Here is a 16328-nt window from a genome sequence, read left to right on the forward strand (position 1 = left end):
AGGACAGTCACTTCATTCGAGGATCGAACGTGGATACAGTCAACCCTGAACTCATTGCGCGGCTCGTGCGAATCAATCCTGTCGTCATCGTCAATGGCGAGACGTCGCGCTCGCTGCGTTATCACGGCAAGCGCAACGTGCGTGCGCTGATGGGCTTTCTCGGCACGCATCGCGATATGCGCGCGCTCGTCTACAGTCATTCGGCGAGCGGCCGGCAGACGTGGCTCGACGTGCAGACGGGACGCGTGTCGCAGTTGCCGGTGTTGCTGCCGAGCTGAGCGGCGCGCAACAGCGGCAGGCCCACCAGTGCGCCTGCGGATGCCCGGTTACGCAGGCGTGAAGACGATCGCCCCACGGTTTTCCGCCTGGGCAAACACTCTCGTGAAGCGGTACGTCTGCCCGTCGATGCTGAGATGGTTGAGGCCCGACTGGGTCGCCACCAGGATCGCGTCCGACAGTTCACGATGAATGGTCCCGCAGCTCGCCCATTCCTCTTTGGGCGCGCTCACGTCGCCAAGATACAGCCTTGCGTCTTCGACGCCTGTGCGCAGCATGATCAGGCTGAGCGCCTTGTCGAGCGCACGCTCGAGATATTCGGATAACGTCGAGAGTGCTTCCACGTCCGGTGGGAGTCTGGCGGAGTTCGTAGTCATTTTTGCCCCGTGCTTTAGCGCGGTCGCGCCTTTACAGCATACAGCCCGCATTCTCCTCTGCACAGCCCGCGCAGTGCCGCAAAAAAACCGGCGCGCATTTCCAATGCGCCTGTAACCCGGGACATCCTCGGCCAGCACGTACGCCTCCCATCTTTCGCAACGCCCGTAGAAAACGATTAACCTCCCGCACACCGATCCACCCCACGCAGAAAGCGTTGTCGCGCCGCATATCCCGGAAAATACGTACTAGTCAGGCAGCGATAAACCGCCTATTCTTGGAAAAACGTTTTCCAAACGTGACGGAAACATGCCCGCGCCGCCGCCCCGGCGCGACGCATCCCGCACCGGCGCTCGTCGCCGGCCATGAATAAAGACGCGGCGCGACGAGCGATGCCGCGAATGGAGACATACATGCAATCTGCCGTCGTCGGCGTCGTGCGCTCTGCCAGCCGCTTCCGCTGGACCGTCTGCGCGCTGCTCTTCTTCGCGACCGTCATCAACTACATGGACCGGCAGATTCTCGGTCTGCTCGCCCCCGTGCTCCAGCACGAAATCGGCTGGACGCAGGTGCAGTACGGCCGCATCGTGATCGCCTTCTCCGCGTTCTATGCAATCGGCCTGCTGGGCTTCGGGCGCATCGTCGACTGGCTCGGCACGCGCATTTCCTACGCGGCCGCGATGCTGGTGTGGAGCATCGCCGCGATGCTGCACGCGGCCGTCGGCTCGGTAACGGGCTTCGCGATGGTGCGTGCGCTGCTCGGCATCGGCGAAGGCGGCAACTTCCCATCCGCGATCAAGACCACGGCCGAATGGTTTCCGCGCCGCGAACGCGCGCTCGCAACGGGCATCTTCAACTCGGGCGCGAACATCGGCGCGGTATTCGCGCCCGCGATCATTCCGCCTCTCGCCGTGCTGTACGGCTGGCGCGCGGCGTTCGTGATCATCGGCGCGATCGGCATCGTGTGGCTGGCCGTGTGGCTCGTCGTCTACCGTCCCGCCGACCGCAGCGCGCAAGACGAAGCCTTCGACGACACGCGCGACGACGCCGACTCGCTCGACGCCCGCAACGCGAACGCCCCCGCGCCCGGCTGGGGCCAGTTGATCCGCAAGCGCGAAACGTGGGCGTTCCTGATCGGCAAGTTCCTGACCGACCCCGTCTGGTGGTTCTATCTTTTCTGGCTGCCGAAGTGGCTCAACGAGTCGCGCGGCATGGACATGCAGCACATCGGCTTGCCGCTCGTCGTCATCTATGCGATCACGACGGTCGGCAGCATCGGCGGGGGCTGGATTTCATCGACGCTGCTGCGCAAGGGCTGGAGCGTGAATGCCGCGCGCAAGACGGCGATGCTGATCTGCGCATGCTGCGTGCTGCCCATCGCGTTCGTGTCGCAGGTGGACAATCTGTGGGTTGCCGTCGGCATCGTCGGTCTCGCGGCGGCTGCGCACCAGGGCTGGTCGGCGAATCTGTTCACGACGGCATCCGACCTGTTCCCGCGCCGCGCGCTCGGCGCCGTGGTCGGTATCGGCGGGATGGCGGGTTCGGTCGGCGGCGTGCTGTTCTCGGAAGTGATCGGCCAGGTGCTGCAGCGTACGGGGCACTACTGGGTGCTGTTCGCGATCGGCGCGCTCGCCTACCTCGTCGCGCTCGTCGTCATGCACCTGCTGACGCCGCGCATGGCGCCCGCGAAGCTCGATGCCTGATCATGCATGCCGCGCCGCGTTGCGCGGCGCGCGTACGAACGCGAGATGCGCGAATGGCGCGAGTCGATCTTCAGCCGCGAGCGGCCGTCGACTCGCGCACGATCAGCCGCGGCTCGAACATCGAATGCCCGGCTTCCGCGTGGCCCGCGAGTCCGTCGATCAGCTTCTGCATCGCCAGTTCGCCCATTTTCTCGCTTTGAATGTCGACGGTAGTCAGGGCAGGCGCGGCGTACTCGCCATACGGCACGTTGTCGATGCCCGTCACGGAGACGTCGCGCGGCAGCTTGAAACCGAGCGACGCCGCCTCTTTCATGAAGCCGAGCGCGATCAGATCGTTGTAGCAGATCACCGCCTGCGGCCGCTGCGGCCCGAGCATCACGCGCGAGCAGGCCTGCTCGCCGGCCTGCGCGGTAGGCGCGTGGGCGTCGTGCACGTCGAGCGTCAGGCCGGCTTCGTCGAGACATTCACGCGCGCCGCGAATCCGCTCGTCGTTGATGCGCGCCTGGCCGAAGCCGAGATACGCGATATGCCTGTGCCCGAGGTTCAGCAGATGACGCGCGAGCATGTAGGTGGCGAGCCGGTTGTCGATACCGACGCTCGGAATCGGCAGGCCCGGACTGCGCCGCAACAGCACGAGCGGCTTGTTGAGTTCGAGCATCCATTGCGATTCTTCGTCGGGCATCCGCGAGTTGACGATCAGACCGTCGACGCGTTGCGCCAGCGCCTCGATCAGCGAACGCTCGCGCGCCTGATTTTCTTCGGTGTCGACGAGCAGCAGCGTGTAGTCGTGTTGCAGCGCGACGCGGTTCGCGCCCTTCACGACATTCGTGAAGTGCGGGTTGCTGATGTCGAGGATCGCGAGGCCGATGGTGCGCGTGCGGCCCGTGATCATCGAGCGCGCGAGCGGGTTCGAGCGATAGCCGAGCCGCTCGATCGCTTCCTTGAGCCGCGCTTCGACCGCAGGAGAAAAACGCTGCGCGCCGTTGATGTACTTGGAAACGGTCGCGACGGACACGCCCGCGTCGCTAGCGACATCGCGAATGGTGGGGGAAACTTTTTTCATCCGGAAGGTAACGTTTTCTTTTGCCGTAACCCGATTGTCGCAGAAAAGCTCTGCAATGAAGCTTGATAGCGGCCCTCTCGCGGCTTGATGAGTACGCCAATTGACGCACAACCCGCGTCGCATTTATATTTGGAAAACGTTTTCCTTATTTTTGGCTATTTCGAAGGATTAGCAATGAACGAGACACCTGCTGGGTCGCACAAGCCGTTCCGCCGCCTGCTGCTGACGGGCGCGGGCGGCAATCTGGGCCGCCAGTTGCGCGATGCGCTGGCCGCCTGGGCCGACGTCGTGCGCGTGAGCGACATCGTCCCGGTGAGCGCCGCGGCTGCGCACGAGGAAGCGAGCGTCGTCGATCTGGCGGACCGCGACGCCGTGATGCGCATGGTCGAAGGCGTCGATGCGATCGTGCACCTGGGCGGCATTTCGATCGACGCGCCGTTCGACGATCTGATCGAAGCGAACATCCGCGGCACGTACAACCTGTACGAAGCCGCCCGCAAACATGGCGTGAAGCGCGTCGTGTTCGCCAGCTCGAACCACGCAATCGGTTTTCATCCCGTCACCGAAGTGCTCGACGCCGATGCGCCGCAACGTCCCGACAGCCTGTACGGCGTGACGAAGTGCTTCGGCGAATCGCTGTCGCGCTACTACTTCGACCGCTTCGGCATCGAGACGGTATGCCTGCGCATCGGCTCGTCGTTCGAAGAACCGAAGAATCCGCGCATGCTCGTCACGTACCTGAGCTATCGCGACTTCATCGAACTCGTGCGTTGCTCGCTGTTCACGAACCGTGTTGGCCACGCGGTGGTTTATGGCGCGTCGGACAACCCCATCAAGTGGTGGGACAACACGAAGGCGAATTTTCTCGGCTTCCGTCCGCGCGACAGCTCCACGCAGTTCTCGGACCGCTTCCCCGTCACGTCGCCGACAGCCGAATACGACGACCCGGCCCAACGCTTCCAGGGCGGCGCGTTCGTGCTCGGCGAACCGATGGAACGCAGCGCCTGAGCAGGCGCTGCCCGCCGCAATCGCGCCGCAATCGCGCCGCCAATGCGGCAAAAACGCTCCACAACACGCGCGATGCAGCCCCATTGCCTGCATCGCGCGCGTGACGCCAACACCATTCGCCGGCGAATTTTTTTTCGCAGCGGCAATGCATTGCCCGCACAGTTTCGCAACGTGTACCATGTGGCCTAGGGCAAAACCCTTGGAGATGATCATGGACAGGCATGCAGTACATTACCGGCGCCACGTCATCATCCCACTTGCGTCCGTGGGCACTCGCGGCTATGCAGCCAGCGTGTTCGTCACCGGCCCGAACGGACGGCGTAAGGCCTTTGGCATCCTCGGCTACTTTTCTTCCGAGGAAGAGGCGATCGAGTACGCGACGTCGTGCGCAAAAGCCCGCATCGAAGGCAACCGGATGCCGGGTTTGCCGCGCAAGCTCGGTGCTGTCAGGCACTGGTTTCTGCGCCATGGCATGCGCCGCCAACAGGGACTGTTCGCAGCGAATCCCTGGGAATGATCAGACGTTAGTTGTGCAATCAACGCGCCGTCAGCCGCGCGCGTTCTCGACACGCAAATCAAACCGAAGCGTTCGATAATCGGAGAAGCTTCGACTCGCTGCGTTTCACGCGCATGAGGGTCGTTGTCCCTTTTGGGAAGTGCGATTCTCTGGTTGTTGCTCGCCTGTTTCCACGCGCCAGGCGTGCCATTTGCTGGCATTTGTCTGACCTAAAACCGCGAGCCGGCGATGATCGAGGCTCGCGTCGATCGAACGACCGTCAGTATGATGACTACCCGAAAGATTTTGATGATTTTCGCCGGGCTCGTGCTCGGCGCGGCCTTGACCACGTACCTGATGCTGCTTCAGGCGGACCGCCGTGCAACGGCCGAAGCCAGGGCCGGCATGGACGAAAGCGTGCGCCCCGCCGCCGTCGATTCGCGTACGAGCGAAAATCATATGACGGAAGGCAGCATCGGCCAGTCGACGCCGCCCCGCGCAATCACGAAGAGTGCCGCCGTCGCACAGCAGCCCGTTGCGCCTGCACCCGTCCCTGCTCCGGCGGCGCCCGCGCCGATGAAACCCGCGCCTACGCCCAGCGTTGCCGTCACGCAAAGCACTGAGCAAGCGAAGCCGGCGCCTTCGACGGCCGTCGCATCGGTGAACGTGCAGGACACGGGCGCGCCGAAAGTGGTGCCCGCACCGCGTGCGCAGCGCGGACGTGAGAGTCTGGACCGCCGCGCGGCAACCAGTCAGGGCCCGACGCCGGAAACCGAGGAACTCGTCCGCGAATCGGCGAAGCTCGATCCTTCGTTGCCGCCTCCCACGTCGATGCCGACGCAAACGCCTTCCACGGCGAGCACCGACTCACGCAGCGCGTCTCGCGGTGCGTATCAGACCGGGGCCGCGCAAACAGACCAGTTGGTGCGCGATTCGGCGAAACTCGATCCTTCGCTGCCGCCGCCGAACATGTCGGCCGTTCGCGCTGCGACCGAACAGCAGCAACGGGCGATGAAACCGGGCGCCGGATCGAACCCTGTCGCCGCAGCGGCGACGGACCAACTGGTCCGCGATTCCGCCAGGCTCGATCCCTCGCTGCCGCCGCCGAAATAACGCGGATTGTTCGCGCAAGACAAAACGGCGCCGCTGCGCTCGCAGCGGCGCCTTTGCATGTCGCTTTCGTCCGATCAATAGTGGCTTAAACGGGGAAGTCCGTGGACGCCGACAGCGTCTTCCAGGCTTCTGTTTCCGTCGTCACGTACTCGTTTTTCTCCGCGATCGCCTTCAGCGTATCGGTGCCGAGCGCAAGCCGCAGCGGCGGCGTTTGCGCATCGACGAGCGTGACGAGGGCCGTCGCCAGCTTCTGCGGATCGCCGGGCTGGTTGTGATTCATTCCGACCGCGAAGCGGCGCACGTTGCCCGACGTCTCATCGTAGTCGCCGATGATTTCCTTGCCGACAACCAGCGACGACCCATCCAGAAAGTCCGTGCGGAAGTAGCCCGGCTCGACGACCGTCGCGTGAATGCCGAGCGGCTTCAACTCCGCATGCAACGCTTCCGTGATGCCTTCGACAGCGAACTTCGTCGAGCAATACACGCCAAAGCCCGCCCCCGAGCGATAACCGCCAATCGACGACATGTTGATCACATGCCCCGAGCGCTGCTTGCGCATGACGGGCAGCACGGCGCGCGTCACATTCAGCAGACCAAAGACGTTGGTGTCGTACATGCGGCGCACGTCGGCGTCGCTCGATTCCTCGACAGCCGCCAGCAGGCCGAAGCCCGCATTGTTGATCAGCACGTCGATCCGGCCGAACTTCTCGACGGCGGCTTCGACGGCGGCTTTCGCCTGCGCTTCGCTGGTCACGTCGAGGGCGACGGGCAGCAAGGCTGGCGACTCGCCGAGCCGCTCGACAATCGCAGCGGCATTACGGCCCGTGGCGACGACGGCATTGCCGTCGGCCAGCGCCGCTTCGGCCATCAGCGCGCCCAGACCGCGCGAAGCGCCCGTGATGAACCAGACGCGCTTGAACTGTTGTTTCGTGACGTTGCTCATGATCGTGATCCTTCGTTCGTGGTGAGAGTGAAACGAAGAATAGGCCGTCCGATTCGCACAAACTAGCCGCACATTGCTAGACTGATAATCAACTTTTATTTGCTAATTGGAACCCGCCGATGAACGAGGTCCGCGCCATTTCGATCTTCGTCCGCGCCGCCGCCGTCGGCAGCCTGCGCAAGGCCGCCGTCGATCAGGGCATCTCGCCTCAGGCGGCCAGTCACGCCGTGATGCAACTGGAGAAGTCGCTCGGCGTGCGGCTGTTTCATCGGACCACGCGCAAGCTGAGTCTGACGGAGGAAGGACAGCGACTGCTGCACAGCGTCGAGCCGGCGCTCGCCACGCTGTCGTCGGCAATCGACGACGCGCGCCGCGCAAAGGACGAAGTCGCGGGCCCGCTGCGCGTGAGCGCACCGATGGCGCTCGGCCGCGCGGTGCTATGGCCGTCCGCGCTCGAATTCGCCGCGCGCTACCCCGACGTGCAACTGGACGTGCGTTTCGACGATCACTTCACCGATCTCGTCAGCGATCGCGCCGACGTCGGCTTTCGCGGCGGATCGCCGCCGTCGGGCGGCGCGATTGCGCGGCGGCTACTGCCTATCCAGCTGATCGTGTGCGCGTCGCCGGCGTATATCGAACGTCATGGCAAACCGTCGACCGTCGATGAACTCGACGCGCATCGCTGCACGGGATACCGGCGCGCGAACACCGGCAAGCAGGCGCCGTGGGAATTTCTGATGGGCAATGAAATCGTCTATCGCGAGATGGCCACGACGCTGTGCGTGAACGATATCGACGCGGAAACGGACGCGGTGCTGGCGGGTCTCGCAATCGGCCAGCTAGGCAGCTTCTCTGCCGCCGCGCATATTCGCGGCAAACGGCTCGTGCCCTTGCTGACGCAGCACATGACGCAGCGCGAATCGATCTACATCTATTACCGGCATCGCACCGAACAGCCGCTGCGCGTGAGGACCTTCATCGACTTCATGATCGCGCGGCTCGCGGATAACAAAGACTTCTATCTCGAGCCGGCGGAGTTGCGCGCCTGACGCGTTAGCCGCACACGATGATCGAGCGCAACACGAAGGCGCGCCGGTCCGCGTGATGCGGACCGGCGCGCGCCGACGTTACTCCGTCTTGTTACGCGGCTTCAGCTTGCCCTGATAACGCAGCGTCGGACGAACCGTTTCGGCCTGCGGCGTCACCTGCAACTGACGGCGTGCCATCGCGCTAACTGGCGGCGTGATTGAGCCGATCGTCGTGGCGCGAGAAGGATCGGCGAGGCCCGAATTCACGAGCATCTTCGCTTCCATCTGCAGGTTGGTCAGCAACACGGGATCGGTCAACGCACTGCTTTGCGCAAGCAGCTGGCTCCACGCGTTGTCGCCGTAGTTCGTCACGTAGTAATCGAGCCCGCTCGGGTCCGCGACCACGGCCGAGCAACCGTTGACGCGCACCTGCATCTGCGTGTCCTTCAGCGCAACCGTCTTGCGCCGTGCGAGACCTTCGCCATAGGCGAGCGTCAACGGCACCGTCCATTGAATGCCCGGATACAGGTTCTGGTTCGGATACGGCGACTGCCTGAGCGTGACGACCGTCTGATTGCTCGTGAGATCGCATTGGGTATCGAGCGACACCAGCGGCACGCCCGTTTGCCGCACGAAGCTGTCGCCGATCGCCACCATCGGCTCGCCGCTCACCTTCGCCAGCTCGTCCCACAGACGCTTCGGCGTCGAGTTGCCGAGTGAGTAATCGGCGAGATACGACTGCAGCCCCCTGCGCATCACGCCATCGCCGAGATAGTTCTCCAGCATCTTCAGCACGATGCCGCCCTTGTCGTACGTGAACGGGCTCGCGCTCAACACGAAGTCGTTCGATGCCCAGTCGTTGAAGTTCGGCTGCACCGGGAACGACGTGTTGCGCAGGTCACGCGACATCACCGCGTACTTGGTCCTCACCTCGTCGACCCAGCTGAAGCGATCGGGGAAGAACAGAATCTTCGTCTTGTTCTCGAAGTACGTCGCGAACGATTCGTTCATCCACACGTCGTCCCACCAGTCGAGCGTCACGAGATCGCCGAACCACTGGTGCGCGGCCTCGTGCGTCAGCACCGTCACGCCATAGTCGGACATCGGCGTGCCGGGCGGCGGAAGAATGTCGTCGGCGAATTCGAGAATGGCGCCCCAGTTCTCCATCCCGCCGAAGTTCAGGTCCTTCTGTTCCTTGAACGCATCGTTCGCGGCGATCGTGTCGAACTTCGTCAGCGGCAGCGGGATGCCCGTATAGCGGTAGTAGTAATCGAGCGCCTGCTTGGTCTGCTGCATCGCCGGGACGGCCCAGTCGCGCATGCCTGGCGGCGTGAAAATCCGCAGGTGCAGATTCTTGCCGTCCTTCAGCGGACTCGTGAAGTCGTCTTCGAGCGTATCGAACATACCGCCGCCGAAGAACAGCAGATACTGCGGCATGGGCGGCGTCTTGTCGAACGTGACGCGCTTGTAGCCGCTGTCCACGTTGACGGACGGTTTCTCCGCGGCATTCGACACGACACGCCAGTTCTGCGGCACTTCCGCCGACACCTCATAGGTCATGCGGAAAGCCGGTTCGTCCCAGCCCGGGAACCATTGGCGCGCGAGGTTGGTTTCGCCTTGCGTGAGGATCGCGCCGCTCGTGGTGCCGTCCGTCGACTTCAGATCGACGCGGAACACGCCTTCCGCCGCGGAGCAGCCCGGATACGGATCGTCGCCGCAACTGCCGCCCGTTTTCGTGGCGGGATCGTCGTAGGTCTTGAAGTTGATGATGCCCGACCACTCCATATGCAGCGAGTAGTTGCCGGGATGAATCTGGCCGCTGACGGGCCGCAGCTGATAGAAGTCGCCGTCGTCCTGCGGCGTTGCGATCAGCTGGATATTGCCTGGCTGCAGTGTCGTCTTGCCGTTGACGAACTTGATGCGATGCCCGGCAATGACGATCTGATTGATGTTCTTCGTGACCTGGATCTCGACATCCGCGCGGCCGTCGAACGCGGAGAGATCTGCGTTAGGCCGGAACCACAGCTTGTAGTTGATCGGCTTCACGGTGTCGGGCAACTCGACGGGCGGCACCGACTTGTTGATCGACGTATCGGCGACGACGGGCGACTCCGGCGCCGCCAGCACAGGTTGCGACGCCGGTGCGGTTGCGCCCACCTGTGCAGACTTGCTCGACGTTACGCCTCCATCGTCTCCACCACCACATGCACTCAATGCCACTGTCGCAGCCAACAACAGGCACTGCGCCTTTAACCGAAAATATGGTCGCATGATTCGTCCTATCGGATAAAGCAGCTCTGGAAATGTGTGGTTATGCGTCTCTTTTTATTATTAAAAATCGCGAAAAAAGGTCTCCCCCACGCGCGTTAAGGCGAATGAAAGATTTTTCAATGAACAGACGAAAACCGGCCTCAGCCGAATTCGCTGATATTTACATTGTTGAAACGTGAACTAGAGAAAAAATTACGGCATGAAACCGACGCGCGACGGACGTCACGCGCAAGGCTCGCAGGGCCGACACGCGCGCGATAATGATTTGATGCGCCCGTTTCGAATGACTGTCAGCTTACGATGGACGGTAGATTAGTTGGGCAAACGTCAGCGTGTCAACGCCCATTACAAAATATTTCTCGAATATTTCGATTATGCGTGATGAGTGAAATCGATTTGGAGTCAACGCTGCTATTGGAATTTATTTTGCATAAATGGGCCTACGGGTTTTCCATAAAGACATAAGCCGACAAACGCATTATTTGCTGAATGGCCAATTCGGTGGAAAAGGCATATTAAAGAAATACCTTCCAACGAATGACATGTCGACCAATTGATCAGGAATGCCATTCGAATGGCAATGTGCAGTGATGTTTCGGAGCACGGATTTGCGAACGGCTCGCATGCTATATTTATCCGACGATTACAACCTCGTTCCTGCGACCACGATGTGAAGAGGTTCTCATCTATCCGCCAATCGGCTGTCATGGGGCGCGGCTTCACCCCGATGGTCGCACTCGTCGTCGCGATAGTGTGCGGGGCGTGCGTGATCGCCGCCGCTGCCTGGTGGGCGCGTCACGAAGATCAGGCCGCCATTCGCGAGCGCGAAAACCTGATCGCCAGCGACATGGTCGAATCGATCGACCGCATTCTCGACAACGTCACGTCACGCCGGAAACAGGAACTGTCGGCGCTGCCAGGACAGCCCTGCCCCAACGTCGAGCTTCGCCTCTCCGAACTGGAAACCTACGTTCAGTACGTGCGCAGCGTGAACCTCGTTGAGAACCAGCGGCTTTATTGCTCCTCGGCGATGGGACGTGTCGACGTCGCGCTTTCCGACTATCTGTCGCCCGCGCCTGCCGGCAACACGCTCGAGTTGATCGCAGGCACGCCGAATCAGCCGCAGTCGCCCGTGATGCCGCTGTATGTTCCGACGGGCAAGCACACCGGCCTGCTCTACATCGTCGAGGCCACCTATCTCGCGGACACGCTCGCGCACGGCGTGCGTTACGAAGCGGGCCAGGTGGTGCTCGTCGTGTCGAACGCGCGCGCCTTGAACGACCGGGGAGACATGATTTCAGCCGACAGCGCCGCCGCATTGGGCGGCACGCGCGCGGCGTCGGCACGCTGGTCGTTCTCGATCGTCGTGGTAGCCGCGCCGGCATTCGTCACGCAAACGCACTGGAAGTACGCTTTGGTCGCGGGCGCGGCGGCCATTCTGGTGAACCTGCTGATCGGCGCCGCGTACCTGATCGTGTTTGCGCCGCGCCGCCTGCTGCTTTCCTCCGTACGCCGCGCGCTCAGGCATGGGCAATTGCATATCGCGTATCAACCCGTGGTCGACATCGCCACGCGCCGCGTGACGGGCGTCGAGGCGCTGATACGCTGGACGCATCCGAAATGGGGCCCCGTGAGCCCGAGTGCGTTCATGACGGAAGTGGAAAGCAGCAGCCTGCTCGCGAGCGTCACCCGCTTTGCGCTGCAACGCGCGACCCAGGAGGTCGCGCAAAAGACGGACATCCGCCCATTGCGCGTCGCCATCAACGTCGCGCCTATGGATCTGGAGCGCAAGGATTTCGTCGCAGACGTGCTGGCCGCGAACGACCAGTTGCCCGACGACATCACGCTCGTGCTCGAAGTCACCGAGCGCTTTCTGCTGCAGAAGCATCCGCGTATCGAGGCGATCTTCGACAGCCTGAAGGCGCAAGGTGTCCAGTTCGCGATCGACGACTTCGGCACGCAGCACAGCAACCTCGATCTGCTCGGCCGCTTCCCGTTCGACTACGTGAAAATCGACGGCCAGTTCGTGCGGCAAGTCGACAAGCAGGGCCGCGAACTGATACGCGCGATCGCCGCCGTGTCGAAGCACTACGGAATGGAAGTCATTGCCGAAGGCGTCGAAACGCAATCGCAGCACGAAGCGCTGCGCAGCCTGGGCATTCCGTTCGGTCAAGGCTACTTCTACCAGCGGCCCGTGCCCGTCTCGCAACTCTTCGCGGATACCAGCACCGACCCGCCCACGACGAAATCACGCGTCACGCCTTGAGCTTTTCAGGCGTGACGCGTGCGCTGAACGCTCACAGCCCGAGGTCGCTCAAGCTGGGGTGATCGTCGGGACGGCGGCCCAGCGGCCAGTGGAACTTACGCTCCGACTCCTTGATCGGCATGTCGTTGATGCAGGCAAAGCGGCGTTGCATCAGGCCGTCTTCGCCGAACTCCCAGTTCTCGTTGCCGTACGAACGAAACCAGTTGCCCGCGTCGTCGCGCCATTCATACGCGTAGCGCACCGCGATCCGATTGCCGCCGAACGCCCACAACTCCTTGATCAGCCGATATTCGAATTCCTTGCGCCATTTGCGCTCCAGAAAAGCCTGCGCTTCGGCGCGATTGTTTGCGAACTCCGTGCGGTTGCGCCACTTCGTATCCAGCGAATAGGCCAGCGCGACTTTCGCCGCATCGCGCGAATTCCAGCCGTCTTCCGCGAGGCGCACTTTCTCTTTGGCCGTTTCCAGCGTGAACGGCGGAAGCGGCGGGCGAATTTCCTGTTGTTGCGACGACATGTCGATTCTCCTTGAACGAGGTAGGTTGCCGTGATGCAGGTTCTTGCGGGCAGAAAATCAGAATGGTTTAGTCGGCAGGTACTTGCCGTTGAGCGTGATGATTGCGCGCTCGCCGCCTTCGGGGTCCGGCACCTTCTGAATATCGAGCTTGAAGTTGATCGCGCTGATGATGCCGTCGCCGAACTGCTCGTGAACCAGCGCCTTCAACGTCGTGCCGTACACCTGCACCATTTCGTAGAAGCGGTAGATGGTCGGATCGGTCGGCACGCCTCCGGGAATGCTGCCACGCAAGGGAATGGTTTGCAGCAGACGGACCGCGTCGTCGTCGAGTCCGAGACGTTCGGCAACCAGCTTCGCGGCTTGCTCCGGCAGTGCGTGCTGGCCGAGCAGCGCGGCCGTCGTGTACGCGACGCTCAAGCCCGTGCCTTCATTGATTGCTTCGAAGGTCAGGTTCTTGCGCGTCTTGGCGTCGATGATGGTTTCCGTCAGGGCTTCGCGTGCGTACTGGGTGGTTTGCGATTGGGTCATGGTGTTGCTCCTTCAATGGATGAGACAGGGAACGACGACGAGGAAAAATCAGAATGCTGCGACGCATGCTTCACGCGTTCGCGTTGACATCCGGATGGTCGGACAGCGAAACGAACTGACGTGTCGTGCTGTCGAGCGCATCGATGGAACCGGATTCGATGTCATAGACCCAGCCGTGCAGTTTCAGGCGGCCTTGCGCGAGCGCCAGCGCCACGGACGGATGCGTCTTGAGATTGTTGAGTTGCGCGATCACGTTCTCACGCACCATCGAGTCGATGCGTTCACGCTCGCCTGCATGCTCGCGCGATTCGTTGACGAGCTTCGCCGAATCGGCGTAGCGCAGCCAGTTTGCGACGGCGGGCATGTGATCGAGACACTTGCACGTCGCGACGGCCGTCATCGCACCGCAATCCGAATGGCCGCAGATCACGACGTCGGTGACGCCTAGCGCGGCCACCGCGTACTCGACCGTGGCCGACACGCCGCCCGGTTCCGGCCCGAACGAAGGCACGATGTTGCCAGCATTGCGGATCACGAACAGGTCGCCCGGTTCGCGCTGCGTGACAAGTTCGGGGACCATCCGGCTGTCCGAACACGAAATGAATAGCGTTCGCGGCGTTTGACTGGTCGCCAGCTTGCGGAACAACTCTTTGCGCGCCGGAAAGACGTCGCGCTGAAATTTCAGAAAGCCGTCGATGATCTCTTGCATGATTCGCTCCATTCAGTCGCCGAGCGCGCTGGGTTGAGTTGCGCTGCGTTGGACAAAGAATGGACGCGAACTGCCATAGTGTCCAAGATCGGTTTACGATTGTGGCTATAGGCATAACCAATAGTTACCCGAGAGGGGCAGACATGCTGCTACGTCACATCCGTTACTTCATAGCCGTCGCACAGCATCGCAATTTCACGCGCGCGGCTGAGGCTTTACACGTGTCGCAGCCGACGCTGTCGCAGCAGATCAGGCAGCTCGAGGACACATTGGGCGTGCCACTGCTGGACCGTTCCGGGCGCGAAATACAGCTGACCGACGCGGGCGTGGCCTATATGCGTTACGCGCAGCGCGCGTTGCAGGATCTCGATGAAGGTAAACGCGCGATACACGACGTCCAGGAACTGACGCGCGGCTCACTGCGCCTCGCCATGACGCCGACGTTCACCGCATATTTGACCGGTCCACTGCTCGAGAAGTACTACCAGCGTTATCCAGACATCACGTTGAACATCCTCGAAATGCCTCAGGAACGGATGGAGGTCATGTTGATCGAAGGCGCACTCGACGTCGGCATTGCATTCGACGAAACGCATTCCCCCGACATCGAGGCTCAGGTGCTTTTCGTCGAAGCGCTGGCGATGGTGGTCGGCAGGTCGCACGCTTACGCAAAGAAACGTACTGCGCTGACGCTTCGCGAGTTCGGTGGCGAGTCGCTCGTGCTGCTCAACGAAGAGTTTGCGACACGCCGCTACATCGACAGATATTGCCGTCAGCATGGCGTCGCGCCTCGCATCGCGATGGAAGTCAACTCGATCAGCGCAGTCATTGAAGTCGTGCAGCGAACCACGCTCGCGACGCTGTTGCCAGACGCGATCGCACGTGAGCGCGACAAGCTATGCATGCTCAAACTCGAGCCCACCCTGCCGAAGCGAACGGCGGCGCTGCTGTTGCGTAAAGGTGCGTATCGAAGCGCGGCGACACGGGCTTTCATCGCGCTCGCGTTGGAGGAAAGCGCGGCCGGTGGGAGTCGTTGACGGGTGAGGACGGCTCCGTAGAGCGCAAACAGTCCGGAGGATGCGTATGTCGGCTGCAAGCTGGTTTGCGGCCCATTCGCAAACCGGCGCTGGCGAATCGCACTTTTCGCTGTCGATGAATGCGACTTCCGGACCGATAAGAGACAACGATCTTTCTACAAAGCGGCCGCCAGATTCGTCGACGTTACGCGCTCACGCAAATGCCAGCGAGCAGCCATTGATGACCTCAACGACCGCTCGGCAAGGAGTTTTCTAATTGCTGTTATCGGCCATGATGAGTCACCCGTCCAGCGCCACACCTGAATAGCGCGAACCCGGATGGGTCGTTCACCCGGCGGTGCTTTCGTTGCTCCCGGCCACCAGTTGAGCCGGCAGCGGGAAATCGATCACGGTGTCGTTGATCCGGTTCACCAGGTTTCCAAAGGTGATGGAAGCGATCGCCAGAGACACGCCGATCACCTGATGTTCGCTGTAACCAGCCGCGCGAAACGCATCCAGTTCAGCAGCGGAAAGCGTGCCCCGTGTTTCGACAAGGACCCGAACGAACCGTACCAGCGCATCTCGCCTGGCGTCACCTGTAGGCTTTCCAGCGCGGACTTGAGTGATCACCTCTTGAGACAGGCCCGAGAATTTGCCTTTCAGCGCGTGAGCGGCCACACAGTAATCGCAGCCCGAAAGCTCGCTGACGACCAGCTTGAGCGTTTCGATATCCGCGTCTGACAGTTCGCTTCGCGTCACCGCCGCGTCGACAGCGAATATGGCCTGAAGTCCATCAGGACTGTGGGTGCCGATCGTCGCAAATGCATTGGGAACTTTACCTACCCTTTTTTTTAGCTTCGCGAATACCTCTGCGGTTGCGCCAGTCGCGGTTTCAAGCGTGGCGGTAGTAAGACGGGACATGCTATTCCCTTTGATGGTTCTGTTTAACGGCCATAAATCGCGTAGTGCCAGGTGACTACGGCGAAGAACTTAAGATGGTGCATGCCGGAACTGTTGTA

At 61.9% G+C, this 16328-nt stretch carries 15 protein-coding genes and 1 pseudogene; 8 read left to right on the forward strand and 8 right to left on the reverse strand.

Annotated features, from left to right (window positions below; genetic code table 11):
* The first annotated feature begins 29 nt into the window (after window positions 1–29).
* Window positions 30–278: a hypothetical protein gene (locus tag C2L66_RS35555; protein ID WP_035993779.1), complete on the forward strand. Its 249-nt coding sequence runs from the start codon at window positions 30–32 to the stop codon at window positions 276–278.
* A gap of 48 nt (window positions 279–326) precedes the next feature.
* Here the strand turns inward: C2L66_RS35555 and C2L66_RS35560 are convergent, their stop codons facing one another.
* Window positions 327–653, reverse strand: coding sequence for a hypothetical protein (locus C2L66_RS35560; RefSeq protein ID WP_035996093.1), 327 nt, complete (start codon window positions 651–653; stop codon window positions 327–329).
* Between the two features lie 411 nt (window positions 654–1064).
* On the opposite strand from C2L66_RS35560, the gene C2L66_RS35565 reads away from it, so the two are divergent.
* Entirely contained in the window at window positions 1065–2354 is a 1290-nt protein-coding gene (locus C2L66_RS35565) for an MFS transporter (protein ID WP_054930831.1), read from the forward strand.
* Window positions 2355–2424: 70 nt separating this feature from the next.
* Here C2L66_RS35565 and C2L66_RS35570 read toward each other — a convergent pair whose 3' ends face one another.
* On the reverse strand, window positions 2425–3417 hold the full coding sequence (locus C2L66_RS35570; RefSeq protein ID WP_054930810.1) for a LacI family DNA-binding transcriptional regulator: 993 nt from the start codon (window positions 3415–3417) through the stop codon (window positions 2425–2427).
* Window positions 3418–3591: 174 nt separating this feature from the next.
* Here C2L66_RS35570 and C2L66_RS35575 point away from each other — a divergent pair, with 174 nt between their 5' ends.
* The 3 genes from C2L66_RS35575 to C2L66_RS35585 all read left to right on the forward strand — a co-directional run bounded on the left by C2L66_RS35575 (window position 3592) and on the right by C2L66_RS35585 (window position 6034).
* Window positions 3592–4425, forward strand: coding sequence for an NAD-dependent epimerase/dehydratase family protein (locus C2L66_RS35575; RefSeq protein ID WP_060608573.1), 834 nt, complete (start codon window positions 3592–3594; stop codon window positions 4423–4425).
* 211 nt (window positions 4426–4636) lie between these two features.
* Window positions 4637–4942, forward strand: coding sequence for a hypothetical protein (locus C2L66_RS35580; protein WP_035996092.1), 306 nt, complete (start codon window positions 4637–4639; stop codon window positions 4940–4942).
* 264 nt (window positions 4943–5206) lie between these two features.
* Complete coding sequence (locus C2L66_RS35585; RefSeq protein WP_224102337.1) at window positions 5207–6034, forward strand: hypothetical protein; 828 nt, start codon at window positions 5207–5209, stop codon at window positions 6032–6034.
* A gap of 85 nt (window positions 6035–6119) precedes the next feature.
* Here C2L66_RS35585 and C2L66_RS35590 read toward each other — a convergent pair whose 3' ends face one another.
* A complete protein-coding gene (locus C2L66_RS35590) occupies window positions 6120–6977 on the reverse strand; it encodes an oxidoreductase (protein ID WP_054930813.1) in 858 nt (285 codons plus the stop codon).
* A gap of 119 nt (window positions 6978–7096) precedes the next feature.
* Between C2L66_RS35590 and C2L66_RS35595 the strand changes: the two genes are divergently transcribed.
* The gene (locus C2L66_RS35595) at window positions 7097–8026 is read left to right on the forward strand and encodes a LysR family transcriptional regulator (RefSeq protein WP_060608576.1); all 930 of its coding nucleotides are present in this window, start codon (window positions 7097–7099) and stop codon (window positions 8024–8026) included.
* A gap of 78 nt (window positions 8027–8104) precedes the next feature.
* Here the strand turns inward: C2L66_RS35595 and C2L66_RS35600 are convergent, their stop codons facing one another.
* On the reverse strand, window positions 8105–10276 hold the full coding sequence (locus C2L66_RS35600) for a M1 family metallopeptidase (RefSeq protein WP_054930815.1): 2172 nt from the start codon (window positions 10274–10276) through the stop codon (window positions 8105–8107).
* Window positions 10277–11003: 727 nt separating this feature from the next.
* Here C2L66_RS35600 and C2L66_RS35605 point away from each other — a divergent pair.
* Window positions 11004–12542 (forward strand): EAL domain-containing protein, encoded by a 1539-nt coding sequence (locus C2L66_RS35605; RefSeq protein ID WP_233445057.1) that lies wholly within the window; start codon window positions 11004–11006, stop codon window positions 12540–12542.
* A 31-nt stretch (window positions 12543–12573) separates the two neighbouring features.
* Here C2L66_RS35605 and C2L66_RS35610 read toward each other — a convergent pair whose 3' ends face one another.
* The 3 genes and pseudogenes from C2L66_RS35610 to C2L66_RS35620 form a co-directional block, all read right to left on the reverse strand.
* Window positions 12574–13056 carry a nuclear transport factor 2 family protein gene (locus tag C2L66_RS35610; protein ID WP_054930817.1) on the reverse strand — a complete coding sequence of 161 codons (483 nt, stop codon included), beginning with the start codon at window positions 13054–13056 and terminating at the stop codon, window positions 12574–12576.
* Between the two features lie 57 nt (window positions 13057–13113).
* Window positions 13114–13584 carry a cyanase gene (cynS, locus tag C2L66_RS35615; protein WP_054930818.1) on the reverse strand — a complete coding sequence of 157 codons (471 nt, stop codon included), beginning with the start codon at window positions 13582–13584 and terminating at the stop codon, window positions 13114–13116.
* A 48-nt stretch (window positions 13585–13632) separates the two neighbouring features.
* A pseudogene (locus tag C2L66_RS35620) lies at window positions 13633–14293 on the reverse strand (carbonic anhydrase).
* 143 nt (window positions 14294–14436) lie between these two features.
* Between C2L66_RS35620 and cynR the strand changes: the two are divergent.
* Window positions 14437–15330 (forward strand): transcriptional regulator CynR, encoded by an 894-nt coding sequence (cynR, locus tag C2L66_RS35625; protein ID WP_054930819.1) that lies wholly within the window; start codon window positions 14437–14439, stop codon window positions 15328–15330.
* 327 nt (window positions 15331–15657) lie between these two features.
* On the opposite strand, the gene C2L66_RS35630 is transcribed toward cynR, so the two are convergent.
* Window positions 15658–16230 (reverse strand): carboxymuconolactone decarboxylase family protein, encoded by a 573-nt coding sequence (locus C2L66_RS35630; RefSeq protein WP_060608580.1) that lies wholly within the window; start codon window positions 16228–16230, stop codon window positions 15658–15660.
* Between the last annotated feature and the right edge of the window lie 98 nt (window positions 16231–16328).

The sequence above is a fragment of the Paraburkholderia caribensis genome, from assembly GCF_002902945.1.
GTDB classification, from domain to species: Bacteria; Pseudomonadota; Gammaproteobacteria; order Burkholderiales; family Burkholderiaceae; genus Paraburkholderia; species Paraburkholderia caribensis.

Coding starts and splice junctions, on each gene's coding strand:
- C2L66_RS35585 (WP_224102337.1), top strand. CDS start 5,207: ATGATGACTACCCGAAAGATTTTGATGATTTTCGCCGGGCTCGTGCTC.
- C2L66_RS35575 (WP_060608573.1), top strand. CDS start 3,592: ATGAACGAGACACCTGCTGGGTCGCACAAGCCGTTCCGCCGCCTGCTG.
- C2L66_RS35580 (WP_035996092.1), top strand. CDS start 4,637: ATGGACAGGCATGCAGTACATTACCGGCGCCACGTCATCATCCCACTT.
- C2L66_RS35595 (WP_060608576.1), top strand. CDS start 7,097: ATGAACGAGGTCCGCGCCATTTCGATCTTCGTCCGCGCCGCCGCCGTC.
- cynS (WP_054930818.1), bottom strand. CDS start 13,584: ATGACCCAATCGCAAACCACCCAGTACGCACGCGAAGCCCTGACGGAA.
- C2L66_RS35600 (WP_054930815.1), bottom strand. CDS start 10,276: ATGCGACCATATTTTCGGTTAAAGGCGCAGTGCCTGTTGTTGGCTGCG.
- C2L66_RS35630 (WP_060608580.1), bottom strand. CDS start 16,230: ATGTCCCGTCTTACTACCGCCACGCTTGAAACCGCGACTGGCGCAACC.
- C2L66_RS35570 (WP_054930810.1), bottom strand. CDS start 3,417: ATGAAAAAAGTTTCCCCCACCATTCGCGATGTCGCTAGCGACGCGGGC.
- C2L66_RS35610 (WP_054930817.1), bottom strand. CDS start 13,056: ATGTCGTCGCAACAACAGGAAATTCGCCCGCCGCTTCCGCCGTTCACG.
- cynR (WP_054930819.1), top strand. CDS start 14,437: ATGCTGCTACGTCACATCCGTTACTTCATAGCCGTCGCACAGCATCGC.
- C2L66_RS35565 (WP_054930831.1), top strand. CDS start 1,065: ATGCAATCTGCCGTCGTCGGCGTCGTGCGCTCTGCCAGCCGCTTCCGC.
- C2L66_RS35590 (WP_054930813.1), bottom strand. CDS start 6,977: ATGAGCAACGTCACGAAACAACAGTTCAAGCGCGTCTGGTTCATCACG.
- C2L66_RS35560 (WP_035996093.1), bottom strand. CDS start 653: ATGACTACGAACTCCGCCAGACTCCCACCGGACGTGGAAGCACTCTCG.
- C2L66_RS35605 (WP_233445057.1), top strand. CDS start 11,004: ATGGTCGCACTCGTCGTCGCGATAGTGTGCGGGGCGTGCGTGATCGCC.